The 21,900-nt window shown below is 38.6% G+C and carries 24 protein-coding genes; 4 read left to right on the top strand and 20 right to left on the bottom strand.

All coding sequences use genetic code 11. The annotated features are described in order from the left end of the window. Nucleotides 1-91: 91 nt before the first annotated feature. Nucleotides 92-1,126, top strand: coding sequence for a PocR ligand-binding domain-containing protein (locus ACFWMP_RS16710; protein WP_076286791.1), 1,035 nt, complete (start codon nt 92-94; stop codon nt 1,124-1,126). On the opposite strand, the gene ACFWMP_RS16715 is transcribed toward ACFWMP_RS16710, so the two are convergent. From ACFWMP_RS16715 to ACFWMP_RS16785, 15 genes are all read right to left on the bottom strand, one after another. After that, nucleotides 1,089-1,619, bottom strand: coding sequence for a redoxin domain-containing protein (locus ACFWMP_RS16715; RefSeq protein WP_379424283.1), 531 nt, complete (start codon nt 1,617-1,619; stop codon nt 1,089-1,091). The genes ACFWMP_RS16710 and ACFWMP_RS16715 overlap by 38 nt on opposite strands. 2 nt (nt 1,620-1,621) lie before the next feature. After that, nucleotides 1,622-2,341, bottom strand: coding sequence for an ABC transporter ATP-binding protein (locus tag ACFWMP_RS16720; protein ID WP_052404291.1), 720 nt, complete (start codon nt 2,339-2,341; stop codon nt 1,622-1,624). Continuing rightward, a complete protein-coding gene (locus tag ACFWMP_RS16725; RefSeq protein WP_379424284.1) occupies nt 2,334-3,155 on the bottom strand; it encodes an ABC transporter permease in 822 nt (273 codons plus the stop codon). Before ACFWMP_RS16725 ends, ACFWMP_RS16720 begins: the two co-directional genes overlap by 8 nt. Next, nucleotides 3,155-3,712: a nitrous oxide reductase accessory protein NosL gene (locus ACFWMP_RS16730; protein WP_379424285.1), complete on the bottom strand. Its 558-nt coding sequence runs from the start codon at nt 3,710-3,712 to the stop codon at nt 3,155-3,157. Before ACFWMP_RS16730 ends, ACFWMP_RS16725 begins: the two co-directional genes overlap by 1 nt. Next, nucleotides 3,709-5,067: a right-handed parallel beta-helix repeat-containing protein gene (locus ACFWMP_RS16735; RefSeq protein WP_379424286.1), complete on the bottom strand. Its 1,359-nt coding sequence runs from the start codon at nt 5,065-5,067 to the stop codon at nt 3,709-3,711. Before ACFWMP_RS16735 ends, ACFWMP_RS16730 begins: the two co-directional genes overlap by 4 nt. Nucleotides 5,068-5,269: 202 nt before the next feature. Beyond that, nucleotides 5,270-8,437: an ATP-binding cassette domain-containing protein gene (locus ACFWMP_RS16740; RefSeq protein ID WP_379424287.1), complete on the bottom strand. Its 3,168-nt coding sequence runs from the start codon at nt 8,435-8,437 to the stop codon at nt 5,270-5,272. Nucleotides 8,438-8,539: 102 nt separating this feature from the next. Continuing rightward, entirely contained in the window at nt 8,540-8,956 is a 417-nt protein-coding gene (locus tag ACFWMP_RS16745) for an SRPBCC family protein (RefSeq protein ID WP_042188254.1), read from the bottom strand. After that, nucleotides 8,956-9,285, bottom strand: coding sequence for an ArsR/SmtB family transcription factor (locus ACFWMP_RS16750; protein ID WP_081951121.1), 330 nt, complete (start codon nt 9,283-9,285; stop codon nt 8,956-8,958). The genes ACFWMP_RS16745 and ACFWMP_RS16750 overlap by 1 nt, the downstream gene beginning before the upstream one ends. Nucleotides 9,286-9,460: 175 nt before the next feature. Further along, nucleotides 9,461-10,552 carry a Ger(x)C family spore germination protein gene (locus ACFWMP_RS16755; protein ID WP_339248262.1) on the bottom strand — a complete coding sequence of 364 codons (1,092 nt, stop codon included), beginning with the start codon at nt 10,550-10,552 and terminating at the stop codon, nt 9,461-9,463. After that, the gene (locus tag ACFWMP_RS16760) at nt 10,549-11,646 is read right to left on the bottom strand and encodes a hypothetical protein (RefSeq protein ID WP_379424288.1); all 1,098 of its coding nucleotides are present in this window, start codon (nt 11,644-11,646) and stop codon (nt 10,549-10,551) included. Before ACFWMP_RS16760 ends, ACFWMP_RS16755 begins: the two co-directional genes overlap by 4 nt. Before the next feature lie 21 nt (nt 11,647-11,667). Beyond that, entirely contained in the window at nt 11,668-12,996 is a 1,329-nt protein-coding gene (locus ACFWMP_RS16765; protein WP_379424289.1) for a spore germination protein, read from the bottom strand. Nucleotides 12,997-13,188: 192 nt separating this feature from the next. Next, nucleotides 13,189-14,097 (bottom strand): hypothetical protein, encoded by a 909-nt coding sequence (locus tag ACFWMP_RS16770; protein ID WP_341128209.1) that lies wholly within the window; start codon nt 14,095-14,097, stop codon nt 13,189-13,191. Further along, nucleotides 14,094-14,720, bottom strand: coding sequence for an RNA polymerase sigma factor (locus ACFWMP_RS16775; RefSeq protein ID WP_379424290.1), 627 nt, complete (start codon nt 14,718-14,720; stop codon nt 14,094-14,096). Before ACFWMP_RS16775 ends, ACFWMP_RS16770 begins: the two co-directional genes overlap by 4 nt. A 251-nt stretch (nt 14,721-14,971) precedes the next feature. Next, the gene (locus ACFWMP_RS16780; protein WP_156113111.1) at nt 14,972-15,712 is read right to left on the bottom strand and encodes a hypothetical protein; all 741 of its coding nucleotides are present in this window, start codon (nt 15,710-15,712) and stop codon (nt 14,972-14,974) included. 29 nt (nt 15,713-15,741) lie between these two features. Further along, nucleotides 15,742-16,608, bottom strand: coding sequence for an alpha/beta fold hydrolase (locus tag ACFWMP_RS16785; protein ID WP_379424291.1), 867 nt, complete (start codon nt 16,606-16,608; stop codon nt 15,742-15,744). Between the two features lie 157 nt (nt 16,609-16,765). Between ACFWMP_RS16785 and ACFWMP_RS16790 the strand changes: the two genes are divergently transcribed. Both ACFWMP_RS16790 and ACFWMP_RS16795 read left to right on the top strand, forming a co-directional pair. After that, complete coding sequence (locus ACFWMP_RS16790; RefSeq protein WP_379424292.1) at nt 16,766-17,254, top strand: MerR family DNA-binding transcriptional regulator; 489 nt, start codon at nt 16,766-16,768, stop codon at nt 17,252-17,254. Beyond that, a complete protein-coding gene (locus ACFWMP_RS16795) occupies nt 17,206-17,463 on the top strand; it encodes a MerR family transcriptional regulator (RefSeq protein WP_379424318.1) in 258 nt (85 codons plus the stop codon). The genes ACFWMP_RS16790 and ACFWMP_RS16795 overlap by 49 nt, the downstream gene beginning before the upstream one ends. Before the next feature lie 360 nt (nt 17,464-17,823). Here the strand turns inward: ACFWMP_RS16795 and ACFWMP_RS16800 are convergent, their stop codons facing one another. From ACFWMP_RS16800 to ACFWMP_RS16820, 5 genes are all read right to left on the bottom strand, one after another. Then, nucleotides 17,824-18,171: a RidA family protein gene (locus ACFWMP_RS16800; protein ID WP_379424293.1), complete on the bottom strand. Its 348-nt coding sequence runs from the start codon at nt 18,169-18,171 to the stop codon at nt 17,824-17,826. A gap of 173 nt (nt 18,172-18,344) precedes the next feature. Beyond that, on the bottom strand, nt 18,345-18,980 hold the full coding sequence (locus ACFWMP_RS16805) for a hypothetical protein (protein ID WP_339796531.1): 636 nt from the start codon (nt 18,978-18,980) through the stop codon (nt 18,345-18,347). Between the two features lie 238 nt (nt 18,981-19,218). After that, a complete protein-coding gene (locus ACFWMP_RS16810; protein WP_379424294.1) occupies nt 19,219-19,671 on the bottom strand; it encodes a hypothetical protein in 453 nt (150 codons plus the stop codon). A 327-nt stretch (nt 19,672-19,998) separates the two neighbouring features. Further along, nucleotides 19,999-20,622, bottom strand: coding sequence for an HXXEE domain-containing protein (locus ACFWMP_RS16815; protein WP_379424295.1), 624 nt, complete (start codon nt 20,620-20,622; stop codon nt 19,999-20,001). 23 nt (nt 20,623-20,645) lie between these two features. Then, the gene (locus ACFWMP_RS16820) at nt 20,646-21,227 is read right to left on the bottom strand and encodes a TetR/AcrR family transcriptional regulator (protein ID WP_379424296.1); all 582 of its coding nucleotides are present in this window, start codon (nt 21,225-21,227) and stop codon (nt 20,646-20,648) included. Between the two features lie 408 nt (nt 21,228-21,635). On the opposite strand from ACFWMP_RS16820, the gene ACFWMP_RS16825 reads away from it, so the two are divergent. Then, nucleotides 21,636-21,900, top strand: a 265-nt coding sequence (locus tag ACFWMP_RS16825) for an IS110 family transposase (RefSeq protein WP_379424297.1), incomplete at its 3' end; no start/stop codon positions are given.

Below are 21,900 nucleotides of genomic sequence, written 5' to 3' on the forward strand. Positions count from 1 at the left end.
TTATTAAGAAATTGTATTATCTTGTCCTTTTGCGCAAAAATTCGCTATAATGTTCAATATGTTTCTATAACTTACCTAGGAGAATATCGTGATGTCCAAATCTCGATTTAATTTAGAAGAAATAATTGATTTGAAGAAATGGGAGAAACTGCAGGATTCTTTATCACTCGTGACTAAAATGGCGATTCTTACCGTAGATTATAAAGGCGTTCCCGTGACTAAGCACAGCTTCTGTCAGCCTTTCTGCCAAGGCGTTCGCCAAGATTCTAATCTCTCTCCTTATTGTCAAAAATGTGATGCTCGTGCCGGCATTGAAGCTGTACGCCAGAACAAGCCTTATATTTATTTATGCCATTTCAACATTATCGATATCGCGATTCCAATTATTATTGACGATCAATATTTGGGTGCAATTATGGCTGGACAGCTTAAGCTTCGTGAACCTGATGTGTCGCAGCTGGAGCAGATAGTATCTAGGCCACCTAATGTTGAGTCGAACATGAAGTTTCAAGCGCTCAAAGAGGATTACGAAGCACTTCCTGTCCTATCCTACGATGAAGTAACCAAATGCGTGGACCTACTTCTACAGTTAAGTACTTACATCGTGGAAGAAGCCATTCAAAAGCGTACTACTGTTGATTTGTACAAAAGAGTACTGACCACAGATATCGATATATCTGCTTCAGCAGAATCTTTCGAGGAGACAGACCTTACTTATCGCAAAATTCAGTCTCTGCAGCAAGAGTTGTCAGGAGCGCTTATTGAGACCAAATTGAAAAATGGAGCACAAAAGTTCGTCTCTTCAAATGCAGTGCTTCAGCCTGCGTTCGATTACATCTATGCGCACAAAAATGAAAATTTCAGCCTAAAAGAAATGGCCAAGCTTTGTCATATCAGCCCCAGTTATTTCAGTCGCATATTTACAAAAGAAACAGGCGAGAACTTCTCCCTCTTCGTTGCCAGGCTCAAAATTGAATGGGCCAAGCAGTTGCTGGAAACCACAGACGCACCTATTAATCAAGTGAGCGATGATTTAGGATTTTGTGATACTGGTTATTTTATTAAAACATTCAAACGGTTCGAGAATCTCACTCCAGCTGTATACCGGAATATGTATATGAATTGATTAGTTGCATTAAGGGGAAATCTGTGATTTCGCCTAATATAGCCTCTTTGATCTTTCCCTTTCCGTTTATAATAAACGTAGCAGGAAGCGCACTAACTCCGAATGAAGTAGATATTTTTCCGGTAACATCGATGACAACTGGAAAAGAAAAACTATGATTCTTAAGATATTCTGATACAGTCCCTTTAGACTCACCAACATTAATAAACAAGGTTTCAATTTGAGAACTAGTGGATTTGTGAATGTCATTCAGAAGGGGCATTTCTCGCACACATGACGTGCACCAGGAGGCCCAAAAGTTAAGCACCACAATCTGTCCCTGAAAATCGCTTAGTCGAACCTTTTTACCTTCTATAGAAGTAGCTTCAAATTCGGGAGCGATAGAGCCCACTGCAATCCTCTCAGATGAATCTCTTGTTTCATTATGGCTAAATACCCATACAACAGTCGTGACAGCTGCGATAATCACTAGCAAAGCAATGATTCGACGCATGCTCATTTCAGACCCAGACTATGATTAAAGGCTGTATACAGAGAACCAAATTTCGCATGAAATTCTTTGGTCGGACCTGAACCAACATTTCTTCCATGACTTAAAAAGACAATCTGATCAGCGATTTTATCAGCGATTTCTAACTGGTGTGTGGAGAAAATAACGGTATGCCCTTCTTCCTTGATTCTTTGGAGTAGATCTACGAATTCATTCATCCAAAAAGGGTCAAGACCGTTTGTGGGTTCGTCCATAATTAGCAACGAAGGCTTGGCCAACAATGCCTGAGCAAATAAGATACGCTGACGCATTCCCTTTGAAAAGGTGTTGACCAGACGATTTCGTTTATCCTGTAGGCCTACTAAGCCAAGGACTTCGTTTACTCTCGCTTTGCGATTGGGTACCCTACGGAGAGCGGCCCAAAAAGTCAGAGCTTCCTCTGCCGACAGCCCCTGATTGAATTGATAATCATCTGGCATATAACCAATTTGTTCCGAGAATTGTTTGCGTGATTTGTGCCAGTATAAACCACCCACTGAGATTTCGCCCACCGAAGGCTGAATAATACCGGCAACCATTCGCAAAACGGTACTTTTGCCAGCCCCGTTACCGCCACATAGTGCAAGTATGCTCCCAGTGGGGATTTGAAAGCTAATCTCTTCAACTATTGTTTGCTTTTTAATAACTTTAGAGATTCCTCTTACATTCACTAAGGGGTTATCCACGAGAGCGCCCCCTTTCCCATATCCAATTTACAAACAGGATCGAGCTCAACATCCAAACTAGACAGACTCCCATAAACAACAAGCTACCCTTCGAACCATTTATCCATTCTACCCATTGGTAATATTCAGGTCCCAGCACTGAACCTCCGCCCAGCTTAATTACAACGAATAACCGAACAAGCTCTGCTGGGTTGAGTATTGTGAATACGACCAGCAAGGGCTTAATCCAGAGATACGGCATTAAACCTAAAAAGGCGATCAAAAAGGTCGGCCACCCTATTACTGTGAAAAACCACACAGCAACAGAAACAGTCAGAGCCTGCCAGCGGTTTCTTGATAATGAACCGATAAACAAGGCGATGGTCAAGAATAGTAAAACAAGTCCTGCGGAAAATAACAAAAATAGAAAGTAAGTAGTAGAATCATAGGCCATGCCCAAGAATCCACTAATCATTCCCATTAAACCATAGCCGAAAGCCACAACCGTAAGTAATACGACAGCCAGCCCCACATACTTGCCAAGAATAAATGACAACGTTCCTATTGGATAAGTAGATAAAAGCTGCCAGCTACCCTCTTCCTTTTCTGAAGTCAGTGAAAAAGAGCCTAGAAATAATGTCATAAGCGGCAGCTGATACAAAATTAGACTTAGCATGGAACCTGTAACTGCGGTGTAGAGTTGAATCTCATTTTGTGCATTAATCAGCAGTAAGCCAAGACTAAACGCACAAAATAATGCCAAAAAAGAATAAGCCCATGGATTTCGAAACCCCATTTTAATCTCTCTGCGTGCGACTTGCAGGATATCAACCATTACATATCCATCTCTTTATCCGATGTCATACCTTCCATTTCCTCTGACTTATGCTCGTCCATATGTCCTTCTCCGCCATTCATGTCCATTTGCATCATATCCGTATTTTGTTTCCATTCATGCTTGGACAGATCACTTGCTGACAGAACGCTGCCAACACCTTGTTCCTTCACAAAAGCTTCGGCTGAAGCAGTGTCTTTGAAGCTGATAACTCCATAAGCCATAGGCGTGCGTAGAGTCTCATCATATACAAAGCTGGCCTTACTGAATTCTACCCATTCTTTGTCGTTATAGTCCCGGACATAGTCCATTCCGATGTTTTTGGTTCCATTCTTGCTCTTCCATTCATTCATACAACCAATATCATCAAACTTATAATTCTTCCCGTCTTTTGTTGTTAGTTGTGTAGCAAAAGCATCGTCCTTAACCTGCATATTGCAAATCGCGCAAATATCAACTTTTTCATTTATCGCCAAAGGTTCAAACTTTTTGGGGCCACAAGCCGCCAGAATTAACAAACCCATCATCATCATCAGTACTAAACTCCATTTTTTCATAACCTTAATACCCCCATATATAGTATTGTGATCACAGCGAAGAACAAAAGCAGCCAACCCACTACCATTACTGACCCTTGCCCCTCACTTACTTGTCCAGCATTTGCATGAACTGAATCCAATTGCATAAGTGGCTCTGGATCAGTGGACCATTGTTCTTTATCATTCGTATACAGATCGCTTAAAAATGTCATGCCCGGTGATTGAAAAAAGAGCTGATATGCAGCATTTTCTGTAACTAATTGCTGATAAAATGGATTAATAGCATATGGCAGATCACTTACGCCATCACCCGATACATCCAGCCCTTCGAATGAATCCCAAAAATTTCCCGTCATCTTATTATTCTTGGAATCCGTTGCCTCTGCTTCAATCACATTTGCAATAAAAGCATTCTTCTGAAAGCGGTTGCCTTCAGAGCCCTCAAATTGAATCCCGATATAATTTCGGAGCACCATATTATTCTGGAGAGTGTTGTCGGAGGATTGTTGCATATAGATTCCTACCCGATTTCCTTCCACGACGTTATTTACAATCTGAGAGGTACGAACGTCAAAGAGCAGGATTCCTTGAGAATGAACATTCTGATTTTGTTTACGGAAAGAGTTTCCTGATACGATAACGTCGCTCACTCCCATCACCATCGCGCCAGTAATGTTGTATTCTCCAATATTGTTCGTTACATATGATCCATTGATATACATACAGTGAACACCGTATCGCAAATGATAGAGCCGATTGTGATCAACCTTTGTATTGCGACTCTTCTCTAAATAAATGCCATCTCGGAGATAAGAGATTTCATTTTCTCTAATATCTGAACCATGAGAGTTATAGAGATCGATGCCATTACCTCTTTTTCCCGAAGCAGCACCTTTAGGTATAAACCAACGGATTTTATTGTTTACTATAACTCCACTATCAGCCTCACGTAGCATAATGCCAAAGCCAAATGTATGTATGACTAAATCTTTCAAAGTTACCTGATCGGCTTCCACCCGAATCGCTGCTGCTTCTCCCCCGTTATGCTGCTGTATATTAAGTCCTTGAAGCTTTACCCCATCAGCCTGAATCATAACTGCAACCTCAGCATCGGGAGATGAATTTAATAGTGTTGCCCTTCCTTCCCCGCTAATCGTAAGCCTTTTATCAATTTGAACCGGACCCTGGTAAGTACCTGGAGCTAAAGTAATCGAATCTCCGATTTGGGCCGCATTAATAATCGGCTGGAGTGGAATCGCTTTCGAAGTAGTATTTGCACTGGCACTCCCACTGTAGGCCGTGATTATTAAGAAAAGGCTGAAGAACATCATTAGCATTACTCTGAGGTGACAGAAACTTTTGCGTATAACCATTGTTCACCCCCTATCAGCAATTCATTCTCTAATCTATCATTTGCCTAATTGTAAAGAAAAGGAAGTTGCATGCCTATAGCTCAATGTAGCTATCCCTATTAATAAGATGTGTCTAAATTGTGAGTTATATCACATCGTTTGCTATCCCAAAAGTGTGTCCACATAATAAAAAACCGCGCATAGCGCGGTTTCATTAGGTTAACTAATTATTTTCAAGGTATTGATAAACGGCCATCATTTCTTGTTTATTTAACTCCCGAATACGATTGAAAATTGGAATATCTGCTACAGCATCAATATTTGAGCTTTCAGTCACGACATCACTAACGTTACCTGTAAGCCAAGTCTGGACGTCAATGCCTTCGACAATTTCTTTACGCCCTTCATCATTAATGCCACTTGCGTAACAACTAACACATGGAATCGTTAACTTATAAACGCCATCATGAAGTCCATCTTCGGATATGACTTTCTTTCCTTTACAGAATGGACATGGCTGACTAGCTTTTATCTTATTAATTAGAGTGACCAGTTTTTTGTAACCAAACGCTTCGTAGACATAAGTCAGCTTTTTGTATTTTCCATTCGTGAAATACTTATCAATGATGTATTCTCTGGTTTCGGTGATATTCTCAAAATCACAAATCGTAATCTGATTATTCAAGCTAATAGATTCAATACTGCCGCTAATATCGCCCCAGAATGGCAGTGCATTTTGTAATACCATTTCATAGTGCGCAAAGCTCGCTACTTCAAGTTCAAGCATTTTTAGAGCAACTTGTATTTTCCTAGGCAATAGAGAGACATCCTCTGCTAGAACCATATCACCGCCGACAATAGCTTTCATTTTTTCAAGCACCGGTAATTTGCCAACGGTACTGATCACTTGATCAAGAGGTAGTCCAATGATCTCACGAATATCTGTGTCGCCAAACTTTAGCTTCTTATGATGATTTAGTACGGTTCCTTCACAGATTGGACAGGTAATCAGTATTTTGGATTGTTTAATATGCTCTTTAATAATCGCTTTCGATATCACCATGTAGTTCCCAATGATGTAATTAAAGCCTTCCCAAGTTCTCGTTGCCTTGCTTGCTTTATCATAAAATGACTTTTCCCAATATCCGTACCAAAATGTATGCTTTTCTGCATCCGTCATCTCATTATAGCTCTTACTGATATCTTGTCCGAGTTCATTCTTAATCTCATCAAAGATGAATTTTATTTTGGGGAATTGATAGAATTTCAGAATATCCATTGCATCTGGATGTAATAAGCCATCCCAAAATGGCACATTTTTATCCTGAAGAACAACTTCAAAATCAAATTTTTCAATGACTCGACGTCCCTTGCAGCATGGACAATGATTGTCTTGATTATAGAAATCGAAGCTATTTGTATCTTTATTAGTTGGATGTGCAGTTACAATTTGGTTGATCAAGCCACCAATTTCATATAGAAAAGTATATTGACTATATAAGTGTCTTTCCAGATCAATGGCGATGACAGGTGCAATGGTATCTGATTCATATTCACCATATATCAAACGCGCCATAGAGGATAAGCTTTTTAAGATGCCACCTTTATAAACGTTTTCCGCATTTTTAAAGTAGGCAATTTGATTTTCTTTTAAATAGTTAATGCCATTTTGTTGCCGCAGTGTTGAAGAAATCTGCAATGGTGCGACATGATCTTCACTGTTTTGCTCGAGATAATAATTTTGATGACCGACAACATCTAGATACTCAACAGGTTCAAGCTGTCTTTTACCAAAATCAACGATAAAATCAGAGTTTTCCAGCATATACGAGTTATGTTCAATCATCATTATGGAGACCGATTCGTCCTGAAGAATGACTCTGATGCTATCAATGAATTGATTTAGAATATTTTGTGATAACCCTTTGGAAGGCTCGTCAAAAATGAAAAGTGTTTTGGGGTTTCTTGAACCTGAAAATAGCTCGGAGACTAAATGAACACATTGAAATTCACCTGTGGATAAAGACTGTGTTTTTCTTTCCAACGTTAAATAACCCAGCCCAAGCTTGATTAATAAACTTAAACGTTTATGAGCGATGTCTTCATTTGGCAGTTCATCAATAATATCTTCAATTGAGCGCTGAAAAATATCTTCAATCTCTTCGCTATATTTTGTGAGCTTTCTCTTAATATCAAGAAAAGTCGCAACCGTAGACCGGCTGGTAATCGATTGATTTCGATCCTGCCCCACAATCACCAGCTTATCCTTGGGATATCGCTTCACAAAATCCTTGGACATACACTCATTGACCAATGTAGATTTACCGCAGCCAGATTCCCCAGTGAACGTTACAAGTCTATTACGGGGAATCTGAATTTCGGCGATTTGAATATTACGACAGTAAAGATCATGAAAATGATAATATTCAGTTGGAGCTGTCTGATTTATTTCTCCATTGATGGGCGCCGGACGTGGCGATTCTTCAACAATTTTCCCGCCATATTTACCACTTCCTGGTCCAAAGAACAATTGCTCGTCCGTTATGTCTAATACGGTATCCGAATGATCAATAAGCCAAATTTGATTCTTAAATCCTAGTTGTTTTATCTGCTCTAATATTTTTAAAAGGGTTTGGTGATCCAGACCCACAGAGATTTCGTCAATGATAATTACTGTATTTTCACTGGTTGCCATGAATTCTGCCAAGTAAAGTCGTGTTAACTCTCCGCCTGACAAGGTACCCATTATACGATTTAAGGTTAGATAACCAATATTCATATGGATTATGTTCTTTAGAATGTTTTGTTTACCTTCACTAATGTTTAGAACTTCTGCTAGAGAAAAAATGGTTTCAATGCTTAAGTCATTAATATCGGAGATACTTTTGCCCTGACCTAATAACTCCATTTTGTATTGTTCAGCTTCGTGATTATATCGCTTACCCTTACACTTTTTACATTCGACATTTTTAGTAGTGCCGCGACCTTTACAATCTGGGCACCAGCCTAATTCGTTATTAAATGAAAAAACCTCTGGCGATAGGTTATATTGTTCAGCAATCGCAACTCGAATCTCTGTGAACACGCCCGTATGTGTGCCAATGGTTGAACGAGGATTGGAAGAAATAGATGATCTCCCTAGAAAAAGTACGAGTGGCATTTCTTCCATCTGAATCGCACTGAAATTAGTCTCCATAATGTTAGGGAATAAATACTGATATTCTGCCTTTGGCAATAAAGAAACGAGACGTTTCTTGGATTCTTCTCCGATGGTTTGACAAAAGGTGGTTTTACCGGATCCGGATAAACCAGCAATCCCTAGGGATTGGTCAACTGGAAGTACTGCATCTAACTTATTAATATTGTTCGCAATCAATCGGTTGATTTTCATAGTGGTATCATCTCATCTCCATTCTCTTCATTTAGTATTGCCATCATTTATTCCATTAAAAAGGGCACTTTCCATTTTCAGAAAAGCGCCCTATTCTTGAAATTACAGTTCTGCTAATACTTTTTCAAGCTGACTGCCCATATTCGCCCAAGCATATTTAGCTCCTTCAATAGCGCCTTGGCGAGCTTTGGTCTCCTCACTAAATCCAGATTGAGCAAGATGCAGATGAACCTTACCATCTTCCTCTTTGCTCAAAGTCCAAGTAACTGTTGTACCTTCTCCGGCACTATGCCAAGTATAGGATAATGTATGTGGCTCATCTACTATGAGAACCTCGCAATCTACAATACCATCCCACCATTCATTTGGCTCTGCACGAAATTGAAATTTATGCCCTACGACTGGTTTAAAGTCATTGCTCCAAATCCATTTCGCTAGTGTATCTGAATCCGTTAAAGCGTTCCATACCTTCTCGATGGAGCTTGTAAATTGATAATCTAAGGATACATCTGGTTTCATTATTCTTCCTCCAATAAAAGTTTTAGTTTATCGATTCTTTCTTTCCAGAAGCCTTCGTAAAAAGATACCCAATCCCGAATTTCTTTCAATGGATTGGCATTCAAACGATACCTCGTTTCTCTACCAACCTTTCGAGCAACTACAAGATCAGCCTCTTTAAGAATAGACAAGTGCTTAGATACTGCTGTACGGCCCATATCAAAATGAACCGTGATTTCATGTAGGGGTAATTCATCAACATCAGCCAGGATTTGAAGTAATTTTCGCCTTGTTGGATCTGCAACAGCGTCATATACATCCCTCACTTGACTATTATCGTTCAAAACCACCCCCACCTTTTCCGTAATATTACCTGTAGTGTAACCGATTATACTTCATCAGCACCCAATTGGACACCATTTAGTGTCATATTGATTATAGGACACCAAATGGTGTCGTGTCAAGGTCCTTAAAATTTTAATATTTGATCTTTCAATGGAATAAGGCGTAAATATCGGTGCCTTGTTATTTTATTGCTCCCGTTCCCTGTATAGAAACTTTAACATTTACATCAAAAACAGCTTCGGGATAAATAGACTGCCATTGCTCCCATTCCTTATCCCCTTCATGCCGGGTAGCTCTATAGAGTAATCCAAAACCGAACGGATCTATCCCGTTTTTTTGCAGCTTTTTCAGCAAACTTGATATCTTCGTCTTTTCTTCCTGTTCAACATGCTTTTCAAATTTAGTCCAATTTTCTTCATACACCTGATTTACGAATTCTTCTACAACTCCACGCATTTGAATAGATACACGAATAACTGGTTTATTCTTATTGTTTGTATCAATCGTATAACGTCTCTTCAACTGTTCAATTGCCAAGACAAAAGGTTGACTTACCATTTTTGTGGTGATTTCGAAATGAGGATAGCTATGAAGAAGTTCTTTAAAGACGCGCGTTTCATCTGTTGTCAAAATCGTTTTTATTTTATGTTTGTCTAAAAGAGCAACCATATCAATTTTGTATACCTCTTTTTCGGTCTCGATAATAGGCAAGTAGGGGTCCATGCCCTTTTCCGTCGTTCGACGATAGAAATCATAAAGGTGTTCGGGAACCGTGAACGATGAGATTGATCCCGATTCGGACAGACTTAATAACAATGCATTACCTGAAAAATTTTCTGATTTTGGTTTCATTTTAAGAACAGTCTCCGCGTTGGGCTTCCCTAATGCCACCATCCCCTCCATCGGAATATCGAATCTTCTTGACAGCCAATTAAGTGGCTCGTTGATACTCTCATGGGCTAATGATTCACCCAAAATACATATTTCTAAAAGACCAAAATTAAGATCTTTCGATGATTTTGACCTTATTCGTCCGATCGCGCCTGATATCGTTTCGGAATTTTCGCTTATAATTTGAATATTATTCACAGAAGGATCAAATTTTTGAGCAGGTAAAGCTAATTTCAATGTCACGCGATATGGATTTTTTACATCATCTGATTGATCTACTCCGATGGCGATTACGAATATTCGTTTGTCGATATCCTTGAATGCACAACCCGATTGTATAACCACTGTAAAGCAGAGAACCAATAGGATAATGTTTCTCATACTTTACGCTTCCATTTCATTACAGCAAACAACGCAACAAGCGCGACCATCAGAAATTCGGTATAAAATCGCAACTCTAGCCAATTGACTGTATGGTTTATGGTTTGTTTTAAAGTGAATGTACTGAAGTAGATTACTGTAACAATGGTAAATAGGCAACAAATTGCCCAAGATAATAGTTGTTCCTTTCGAAGATTATTTTGAAATTTCATAGAGAAGCATCCTTTCAACAGCTCAATTCCAACATGAATGGTTACAGACGCATACACTAAGAGCAAAAAAAGGACGATGAGAAAATAAGGCATAATCGTACGTGAGAATAACCCTGACATCATACCAATTGAATCTAATGCAGAATACGTGGGGGCTATATAATTCCCCACCCCGTATGTGCCATGAATTCCAATGGAAATAATCAAACCAGTGACTAATATATGCAAATTAACAATAAGGACAATGGGAGTGTATTTCCATTTGATTTTGCTGGGAACAACTCGATTAAATACGATTAAGCCAACAAATCCGGAGAAAACACTATTTGCAGCCGTAATCGTTCCCCATTTCGGCCAAATGAATGCATAATCTGCCATTGCTTTAATGGAATTCCACTCTATTCCTTGACTAAAGATGGCTTTTGTAAATGCATAGTATATTAAAGGAATGCAAATAAAAAGAACGATCTCAAGCGTACTTAATATTGTTTTGCTTGACCTTGTAGCTCCCCAAGATACTGCAAGAAAAATAAATACCATAATAGTAATTGTGTTTACATCTGTTAGATATAAATTAAAAAAGGTTGATGCGTACCCTATCATGATGCATCCTTTTGTTATAGTCATAATTGAAAAGAATATTAATAATGATATTCTTGCTCCTGCCGGCAAAAACATCCGAAAGATTTCAGGCAAACCCTTCCTTGGAAAATAACCAAGTGACTTGGTCATTGTTACAAGAAATATCATGCCGCTAACCGCACTTATCACAATAGCCAGCATGCTTCCATTAAACCGTTCATTCAATAAAAGGGTATATAATAAAAGACCTGTGATGGTGATCCCATCACACCATAAAACATAAAAAACATATCGATTCAAGGAAAAATATCCTCCTTTCCTTTATAATTTCCCGAATTTTTCTTGTTCTCCGATAAACACTTTTAAATAAGGTTTCCCAAAGCTTTTTAAATCGTTCAAGTAAAGGATCAAACAAAATAGTCCTGCGATTAGACCTACATATCCAAATAAACTAGCTAACAAGATGAAAGGATATTTGACAATCCGTAATGCGAAACTCATAGCATTGATCGGCACGACAAAATTGGCAATGCCAATGGCGGAAGTTACGATAATCATGATATTGCTAACCAGATTTGCCTGCTGCGCAGCTTGTCCTAGAATTAGTCCACCAACTGTCGTTGCCGCTGCGCTGATCGACTTGGGAAGCCGTATACTAGCTTCGATTAAGGTATCGATTAAGAACATCATAATGAGCACTTCAATGTACGACGGATAAGGGATACCCGCACGACTACCGGCAATAGAGAAAGCGAGCTGGGCTTGAAACAACTCAGGGTTGAAAGAGACCAGAGAAATATAAATGCCAGGAAGTAACACAGTAATGAAAATGCCGATATAACGAAGTACCACAAGACTAAAACCGACCCATAACTGCTCAAAAGTATCATCCATTGAGGAAATGAAATCATAAAAAGTAGCCGGAGCGATTAGAACGAATGGGCTACCTTCCACAAGTATAACGATTTTGCCTTGTTTCAGATTTAACGCGACGCGATCTGGTCTTTCCGTAATCATCAATATAGGAAAAAGCGAGTATTTTCGACTAGTAAGTAATCTTTGAAGGTGTGCCGCCGAAAGAATGACATCTGGTTTGACCGAAGCTAGCTGCGTTTGAAGTTCGCTCAATACTCCCTTATCAACTAGTAGACTGTCATAAATTAAACCGACTTCTGTCTGTAGTAATCCACTAACCTCTCTTTTCTCATAAACAAGATTTGGGGAGGGATAACGATTCCGAATCAAATTGAGATTTGTATCAATCACATCGCTGAATGAACGTTGCGAGCCATATATCGCTGTTTCCGAGCTTGCATCCCCAAGCTGATTATTGATCACTTTTTTCGCACTGAACAAGAAAAGCTCATTTTCCATTTGAATACAGGCATGACCAATCATCAACTTCTGTAAAATGTCTTCGTCCTTCTCCGGTTTGCTGATGTCAAGAAGAGAAGTAAGATAATCGTTGAATTCCTCTTTTCCTGGGCATTTTAGTATGGAGATGATCAGATCATCCTTAATTTTCTTTTCATCGCAAACGCTGTCCAAGTAGAGGATCTCCAACTCGATATCCTGAATTCGGACGATTTCCTCCTTCATATCACTTGAGGAAAAAAGCTGCTTCTTAATTAGTTGAAAAGCTTCGATCATGATGTAGCAATCCTCCAGTTCGTTTTTGATATCATTTCCTTTTATTCTCAGTTTTATCCTATGTAAATATACTAGTAATTGAAGGAACCATGTTCATACTCCTAGTTCTAAAACAAAAAGGCAGGAACAAGGTTTATCACCTTAGTCCTTGCCTTTCAATTACCACGTCAATTCAACTCATTACATTTTTACTCAATAAAGCGGCAACACTTCTTGTTTAAGCCCTGAAAAAAGTTCTCCAGATTGTTCAAAAAAGGTGTCAGGCAAATGATAGTAAGCATCTCCCATAGATACGACTTTTAGTTCAGGAATGATATACATGCCCATATAGGTTCCATCCTTGAGGTTGAACTTTAACTGATACGATTTTCCTTGGGATTGCGCCTCTGCAATAGCCTCGTATTCTTTATTACTTAAATCAGCTGTTTTTGCGCTGTACAGCCCATCAATGATAGACTCCACAGAAGCATGATCTGTCATTTTCTTTAACACGTCATTTCCCACATGATTAAGAACATGGATATCTTTTGCATGCTCTTTTAGATTAGACATATCCAGATATTCCTTAGCGGCCATCGTAGAATCGTTAGTCTTCGCCACGATTTCTGCCAAATAATAATGCTCCTCAACTTTAACAGCGATGCGGAATTGGGATGGGTACGTCGGAATTTCATATAACTTACCTCCAACAGCGAACGTAGACGAGAAATCCTTTTCTACAACTTCTCCTCCATTGTTCTTCCCGATCTCTTGGTTAATATCAAAATCTATGGTTCCAAGTGATTTTTCAGGCTTCATTCCTGTGAACTTAAACTGAGCACCATCACTTACAAATGCATAACGAAATCCGTTGTAATTTAAAATTTTCCGAACTCCGGTAGGAGCTGAAACTGGCGTTTGCTTCGAGATTTGTGGTGAATTCGTTAATGATGTCTTTAGAGGAGATGTATAAATGGCCACTCCTAACACAAGTGCAGCACAAGCAGCCATGGTTCCCCACTTCGCATATGTTCTCTTATTAGTACGCCTCGCTGTGTTGGCCTTTTCCACCAGATTGCCGTCTACATAACCAATAGTCTTAAATAGATCTTTATTATTCATAGGATATAGCCCTCTTTCATAAGGTATAATTGGAGTTTTTTTCGTGTTCTAAAAAGAATCGATTTCGTTTTACTTTCACTTATTGAGAATCGAGTTGCGATATCAGCCAAAGAATCGGAATACCAGTAACGTCTCAGAAAAATATTCCGATGATCTTCATTAATCTTCAGCAGGAAATTGCTTATGGATTCAGCGATTTGTTCTTCCTCATATTGACTTTCGACATTGTCTGGAGAGGATAAACAATCATTTAATTCATCAAGAATCGTATCGAATGTTTTATTCCGCTTTTTGGCCATGTAATAATCGTGTTTATTTAACGCGATATTTCGTGTGATTCTCCCCAAAAAAGATGAGAGCTTAGCAGGCGTCTTCGGCGGTATCGTTTCCCACGCTCCTAGAAAGGTATCGTTCACGCATTCTTCCGAATCTTCAAAATTAGACAGAATGTTATGAGCAATCTTGGTACAATAATTTCTATATTTTTTGGATGTTTCTTCTATTGCTGTTTCATTGCGGGCAAAGTACAGCTGTATGATTTCACTATCGTCCACTCCATCACTTCCGTTCAGTTTGATTAAGGCCTCACTTATAAAGTAAGAAAAGAAGGGTTTTGGTTGCAAAAAAGTTTTTTTCTTATGTACTAGTGCGGGAAATCATTTTATGTCTTCATAAGCTTCGACATTCAATGCCAATAATATGACGTGTGATCTTATCCTTTTGATTCCTATGAAAAAAGCCGGTGTACCCTATAATGGGCAACACCGGCCAATATATTAAAAGTAGAAACTATAGAGGAATTGCTGCAGCTTCATGATAGAAGCATAGACGCTCCGCGATTTCGTGAACTGACCTTTTTTTTGTTCAAATCATGCTATTCAGCCACAAACCGTTTATTGTTTAAATCCAATTTGTAAAAGATATCTTTTGCATCTGCTTCTTGTGTACCTGCTCCAACTGGTGGATGGACTACTAAGATATTATTTTCGACACTTGGTAAAGGCTCAGCTTCTGAATAAAGAAGTGTTTTCGAGACTTGATCCTTCTTTACGATTTCTAATGGGAATACATCTTCATTTTGCTTATCAATCGCGAAAATATATCCTTCCACGCCATGACCTGTTTGATATTGAGGAGTAAGGATGTAAACCTCAGCTTCTTTAAAACTCAGCTTCTCAAAAGATATTTTTTTGCTGGATGGTCGGAAAAACAAGTAATTGGGTAGTTCCATTAAGACTTTGTCCTGATCTCCCTGTCTGTAGATAATAGAGTAATTACTCTGAAACGTCTGATCACCCTCTTGTCCCATCGTGCTCGATACGACCAAATGCCCAAGTTCTTCTCTACCTTTGGCTATCATCAATAATGTTCCCTTTTCCGTTTGCTGTTCCGCCCGAATTGACTTATCCTCATTTACTGCGTCAATTACAATAGAATCCATGAGATCGTTTTTTGGAAATAAGCTAACCACTGATGGTTTTTGTTCCTGAGTAGATGAGTTGATTTGTTGATGGTTACAGGCAACGAGTAAACTAAATGCTAAAACCGATGATGCTACTTGCAAAATAAGCTTGTTAATTGTAACCCTCTCACTTTCATTTACAGCTGGGTACAACTACTCCCGAATTACAGTCCAGTCTGTATTCATAATTGTTTTATAAACCAGGGCTTAATTAATGGTATTACCACGGCTGGTTGCATAGCTTTTGTATGATCCATTTGGCTTCCCGTTAGCACTTCAACATCCCAGCCTAAATCACACAGCTTCGTCGAATTCATCTTTAATATCCCAGCAATATCAACGGTAACATTTCCAAAATTCTCACCATATACGATAGTATCATTTTCTCCTGCAAAAGCTAATTTTGGAAGACTAAGCAATTGGTGAATACTACGATCATCAAAAGCAGTGAGGCTCTCGTATAAGGCAACAAATTGAGCTGTTACACGGGTATCCATTGATACTTTGATGTTGTCCCAGTCTATCTGATTAGGATTCTCTGTTTCAATGGAGCTTTTTTCAGCTACCTCATTTTGATTATTCAAAGCTTGGGTATGTGTTTTTTGAGTTACATTCAGCATCTCTTGATAGGGACCATTATATGGCGGAAAACCTCCCATGACCAAGCTTTCCAGACGATTTGTTCTGATAGCCAATTGTAGTCCAATTAAAGCTAGCCAGGAATAACCGTAGTAGCTAAAGCTCTTAACGTTCATTTCATCAGCAATGAGGAGCAGATCCTTCACAATATGGTCTACGGTTAAGTTGTCCACTGGATGTTGAAAGAGATGACCTTCATAATCAAAATAAAGCACTTGAAACGTATCCGCGAGACCTTCAACAAAATGTTTACCTAATTCAGGATCTACGCCCCATAGCTTTAGATTTTCTGCCTCCTGATTGTACACGGATTTTTTAGCGATAGGTAACATAATGGTTGGACGATCTGATCCTCCTGTCAATCCTACTTCTATTGCTGAATGGTTGGTTAATCGTATGATTTTTTTCAAACAATCCTCTCCTTACTGTTTTATAAAAATATCATATAACATTCATGCAATCTTTCAGTTTATCCCATACTAAGCCTTGATATATCTAATTAAATTAGATTTAATGTTGTTGTAGCACTTGAAGGTTTAACTTTAATGTTCTGGGGCGATGACGATTATGAGAGATAATTATACACCAACAATGATAGCTAAGAAATTAAATGTAAGTACCACTACATTAAGAAGATATGAAGATCAAGGCTTAGTTCCCGAAGTCCCAAGGACTCCTAGCAATCGCCGGTGTTATACAGACATTCATGTCCAAGCTTTTATTACGATTCGGGAACTTTTACAAGGATATGAGATTCCAGTTGTGTACGATGTGATGAGAAAGATTAAAGCTCGGCAAATTGAGGATGCACTTTGGTCAATCAATCAGGAACAGCATAATACACAAACGGAAAAGCATAGGTTAGAGGATGTGTTACGCATGTTCCGAAATGCAGATTTATCAAAATACAACGATTTAGAGGTCACAAATGCAATGACTATTGGTGAAGTTGCACAAATGGCAGGCGTTAAGCCTTCAGCCATTCGACTTGGGAACAAGAAGGCCTTATTACTTCTAACAGAAACAAAGACAACGGCTATAGGGTCTATACTATAACGGAATTAAGAAAGATTATACTGATCAGCAGTTTAAGGAAAACCGTGTATTATATCGAGAACATGAAACAACTCCTGAATGAAATAGAGACACAAAACTATAAAAAAGTAGAATTGACATTCGAGCTTGCGTTACAAAAATTAAACAGTCAATTAATGAAGCAGTTTTTAGGGATCGCTGAGCTTATGAAATATGTGAAATACTATTAAACTTGATAACTTGATATCAACAAGCAATCTTCCCAAAAAGAAGAAAACTTAACTCCAATACCAGTGCACCTGAATACCCCTTCTTTCGGCAAGAAGTCCTTACAGCATTAAACATATTCTGGCTCAGAATTCGATCGAATGCATAGATTTTTTGGAACATAATTAATCCTTCTTAAAATCATTTATAAGAACGCAAAAACTCCTCCCTTAAGGGACGGAGTTGATTTCGCGTTACCACCCTGATGGGTGTATTCATGAATACACCCTCTCTTTTATCGTCTAATAACGATGCTTCCTTGTAAACGGCAGAATCCCGGAACTATTTAGACAGCCGCTAGTTTATTGAACTAACGTTCCCCGTTAGTTCAATCCTTTGTACGCTATTCCGTCAATCATCATAAGACAATCTGAATCAATGAACTCTGTTGTGGATGTCATTCTTGCAGGGAATTTGTCCTTCTCAAAATACTCGCAAAAAACTTGTTCCATTTCGGGTAAGTCCTTAATATTTTTGAGGTAAACATTAACTTTCACAACGTTTTCAAGTGGTACATCGAGTTGATTGAGTGTGTCTTTTAAGTGTGAAAAAGTATTGTGAATCTGCTCGGTAAAGGTTACTCCAAAACCTCTATGTAATCCTAGAAATACATAATCTCCAGCCTCAACAGCAGACGAATAGCTAAACGGCGTTGAAATTCGATTTATCATTTCCATGAGCCCCCTATGTAATAAGTTCACTCTTTCACAATAGAACAATTGTTCCTATTTGTAAATATTTTCTTTTAATGGAACTCCATGCTTTCCTGCCCTTTAGCTTAATAAAAACAAGGAACACTGTCGAGGCAAACTGTTCCTTGTTTCGTTCAACTATAGTTCCCCCGTTAGTTCAATCGTTGGATATGCCAAGGTTCTGTCCCCCATACGGATTTTTTGGCAACATACATTACCTTTTCATCCTTATAAATAAAAATATTTTCTGGAAAATCCTTATATAAATCAAACAGGTGCACAGGTAAAATAGCAGCATCAAATGCCCAAAGTCCCTCTTTATTGCCTGACACTATTGCCTCCCAAGGAACTCCATCCATAACTTCATTTGTGAAAAATACTCCAGTTTGTTTAAACTCCTCAGAGAACTTTGTCATAATCCTCCAAATCAAGGATTGATGCTGGCTTCGTAATAGTCCTGTTCTCCAATCGAGTTCTATCTCTTCCGTCCAAAGCAAGATACTAATTTCCAGATATGATTCTTTTAATTCCTCAATAACTTCAGGTGTTAAACCTACTACAAATGGCCGTAAATGGAGTTGGAACCCGTTATTGTCATACAATTGAGGCGCAGCGCCGCCACCAACGTACATGAAACCATTTTCCGAGACTTTCCATTCCAGCTCATCGTTGAAGTATTTAGAATCAAGTTCTAGCGAGTTTATTACTTCTGAAAAGAGCCTGATAACATCCTGGAAATTGAGATGATCACACTTTATATAAGTTTGGATTTGAGAATATTCGGGCATGAGAACACACCTTTTGGGCTCAATTTTTAATCCTATTATACTCTATTTCGTTTGGCTTGCCTTCGCGCTAATCTGCCCGTTAGTTGAACAAATAAAAAACGACTGCCGAAGCAACCGCTTTTCCACTATAGTGTCTCGTAAGTTTAATTCCTACCTCTTCGGGCGAACAAAGGAGTCGTCAGGCTTCGAAGCGTGAATGAAGTTCGTAACTTTTCAAATAGCATTCAAATAAAGTCTATCATTTCATATTAATACCACAATTTTTCAAATGATTTATTATGTCTTCATATGAATGATCGTCCCAAATAATAAGATAATATTTTTCCCTATTTAATTTCTGTAATGCACCGAGTCGATGATTACCGTCATGTAATCTAAAACTCCCATTTCCATTTTCTGCAATCAACGGAGGCATGTCCCATCCAGATTCTAATCTACTGCAAATTTGATCAATGTTATAGTTCCACCATTTAATTTCCTCTACATATTCCAAATGTTCTTCTGGTCCAACTACTCTTTCTAGATATTTTATGTCAATTTCAATAGGTCCTAGCCAATATCGTTTTTTCTTTTTTAAGTCTTCTGACATGACTATATTGTCGCCTTCTCCATTTAAAAAAAGATGAACCCACGTTTCAATATCATTGGCCAGAGCATATTCATTAGCAGCGCTTAATGTAAAAGTATTCATCTGTCTTCCCCCCACCTTCAGTTCAAACTTCTATTGTGCTAATGATTATGCAATATAATCCTAATAAATGGAAGGTTGGTTTGAATTTAAACCGTTCTTTACTGCTCAATATTCATGCGGAGGTATCAGTCTACCACCACGCAATCCTGCCCGTTAGTTTAATAAAAAAGAGCAGGATACGAAGCACCTACTCATCATTGTGTGTTATTGAACTAACGTTTCCCGTTAGTTGAGAAAATAATCATCCTTCAATTTTAGTTACATTAACCCCGTCTAATTTTACATCAAGAGTTATAACAACTGGACCTTCTGGTGGGTTATGAGGACCTACTTACGAAAAGACCATAATTGTTTTTGCGAAAATTTGTGAATGGAGTTTTTGTTTTTCATCCATGTATTTCCTTTCACTATTAAAATATAAACAGCTATGGCAAAATAAATTGCGCTCCAAATCCAGTCTGAGAGGGTTATTAAATGATGCTCATATAAGTAGTTGATGTACCAGATCCCCACCGGAAAATGTACAATAATTGCGGAGACTAATCCTGGATTATACATGCTTTTTGCTCTTATATTAATGACGACTCCATGGAAAATGATTTGGAAAAAGCCCATTAAAACAGGTGCCATCCCCAGCCATACTACTGACGGGAAGAATACAGGGAGCAAGTAGAACACATAGGCGATGACCACATTAATAATCATTGCCGACTGTTTATTTAACGGATAGTTGTCAGGGGATTCACTTTTAAAAAGGGCTATATTGAATATGCCTGGAAAGTACCCTGGCCAGCGGTATTCCTCAAACTGATGAAGAAGGATCGCCACAAAGCTTAACCATAATATGCTGTTTATCCGCGGTATTGTTTCCCAGTTCATTAGAAGATAAATGCATATAACAATGCCAATGAATAGTCCTATATCCTGCCAATATTTTCTCAAAAAATTCATTTAATCACCTCAATCTGAGTTTATTAATGAAAGTATCTTGCAAAGAGCAAGTCAATCTGTTCCTCTATAGGTGCAATCTTCACGGAAGCTCCTGTTTCTAGAATAGGACTCATAAGTGCTGGTAGAAAAAGCGCTCCAAAAATCTGCATCGTCATGGTCATCAGGTGCTCTGGCTGCTGTTCATCGGTTAACTCTCTTAAAGTATTTTGTATCTTAGGAAACCCCAATAGATTCAAAAATGATCCATATTCATGCTGGGAGGAGAAAACGGTATTGCCCATCAGGATGATTCTGGAGAGCAATTCGGGATATTGACGGATCACTTGCAAATAATCTAATAAAAATCGCCTCAATCTATCCCGTGAGGATATAGAGAAATCGTCAAGTATGGCAAAGGTATGCTGAAAGCTGTTCAATATCAATTTGATGGACTCGCTAAACAAGTTTTCTTTGGACCCAAAGTAATAGTTAACTAGAGCGACATTCGTGCTTGAGGCTTCTGCAATTTTTTTTATAGTGATCCTTTCAAAGCCTTCTTGTTTGGTCAACTCCAGTGTGGCACGCATAATCTTCTCTTTTGTTTCCAACTTTTTGTCTGTCTCCATAGGCAACCTCCAAGTATATTTACCCTGATTTAAACAACATTTTAAATAGCATTTAAAATAACGTTTAAACTTAGTATAGCAATATTTTTCCTTTTTGCAACTTTTATTTATCCGGAATCAAACCAAGTCTCAAAGTCTCATTGTGACTATCCTGCCCGTTCGTATTATGAGATCAACCAGTTCTTTCTGGTTGATCCTTTTTTCATTTGCATAGAGGATTAAGGTAGCCTGGTCGAACGTACCTGCCCGTGGGACTTGATCCCGAGAGCTATAATGTTCACCCCTACTTGTCATGACCATGATTGAGGCTGGTTGGGACGTAAGATCCCGTATAACAAGCGATGCTATGGAGCGACAAGAAGAACCTTAGGGGATGCCGGTGAATCTAAACTTATAGGGAGAGATAAAATGAATCCAGTTATCGGTCTAGATATTTCTAAAGAAGAAAGCCATGGACAAGCCTTTCTAGAGCGCGGAAAGCCATTCCAAGGGACATTCCACTTCGAGCACACTCGAGATGGTTTAGCAAATTTCCTTCAAGTTTTAACAGAAGTTGAATTTGCATCTCAACAACGTCCTTTGCTTATTCTAGAAGCAACCGGTCATTATCAAAGTCCCGTTGTTCAGTTCCTAGAGGAACATCATTATATTTATATTGTTATTAATCCGCTCA

It is taken from the genome of Paenibacillus sp. NPDC058367 (genome assembly GCF_042723305.1).
Taxonomy (GTDB): domain Bacteria; phylum Bacillota; class Bacilli; order Paenibacillales; family Paenibacillaceae; genus Paenibacillus_AQ.

Bases quoted from the DNA above. Each gene is read 5' to 3' on its own strand.
- ACFWMP_RS16710 (WP_076286791.1), top strand. From the start codon at position 92: ATGTCCAAATCTCGATTTAATTTAGAAGAAATAATTGATTTGAAGAAA.
- ACFWMP_RS16715 (WP_379424283.1), bottom strand. From the start codon at position 1,619: ATGCGTCGAATCATTGCTTTGCTAGTGATTATCGCAGCTGTCACGACT.
- ACFWMP_RS16725 (WP_379424284.1), bottom strand. From the start codon at position 3,155: ATGGTTGATATCCTGCAAGTCGCACGCAGAGAGATTAAAATGGGGTTT.
- ACFWMP_RS16730 (WP_379424285.1), bottom strand. From the start codon at position 3,712: ATGAAAAAATGGAGTTTAGTACTGATGATGATGATGGGTTTGTTAATT.
- ACFWMP_RS16735 (WP_379424286.1), bottom strand. From the start codon at position 5,067: ATGGTTATACGCAAAAGTTTCTGTCACCTCAGAGTAATGCTAATGATG.
- ACFWMP_RS16740 (WP_379424287.1), bottom strand. From the start codon at position 8,437: ATGAAAATCAACCGATTGATTGCGAACAATATTAATAAGTTAGATGCA.
- ACFWMP_RS16745 (WP_042188254.1), bottom strand. From the start codon at position 8,956: ATGAAACCAGATGTATCCTTAGATTATCAATTTACAAGCTCCATCGAG.
- ACFWMP_RS16755 (WP_339248262.1), bottom strand. From the start codon at position 10,552: ATGAGAAACATTATCCTATTGGTTCTCTGCTTTACAGTGGTTATACAA.
- ACFWMP_RS16765 (WP_379424289.1), bottom strand. From the start codon at position 12,996: ATGATCGAAGCTTTTCAACTAATTAAGAAGCAGCTTTTTTCCTCAAGT.
- ACFWMP_RS16770 (WP_341128209.1), bottom strand. From the start codon at position 14,097: ATGAATAATAAAGATCTATTTAAGACTATTGGTTATGTAGACGGCAAT.
- ACFWMP_RS16790 (WP_379424292.1), top strand. From the start codon at position 16,766: ATGAGAGATAATTATACACCAACAATGATAGCTAAGAAATTAAATGTA.
- ACFWMP_RS16800 (WP_379424293.1), bottom strand. From the start codon at position 18,171: ATGATAAATCGAATTTCAACGCCGTTTAGCTATTCGTCTGCTGTTGAG.
- ACFWMP_RS16805 (WP_339796531.1), bottom strand. From the start codon at position 18,980: ATGCCCGAATATTCTCAAATCCAAACTTATATAAAGTGTGATCATCTC.
- ACFWMP_RS16810 (WP_379424294.1), bottom strand. From the start codon at position 19,671: ATGAATACTTTTACATTAAGCGCTGCTAATGAATATGCTCTGGCCAAT.
- ACFWMP_RS16815 (WP_379424295.1), bottom strand. From the start codon at position 20,622: ATGAATTTTTTGAGAAAATATTGGCAGGATATAGGACTATTCATTGGC.
- ACFWMP_RS16820 (WP_379424296.1), bottom strand. From the start codon at position 21,227: ATGGAGACAGACAAAAAGTTGGAAACAAAAGAGAAGATTATGCGTGCC.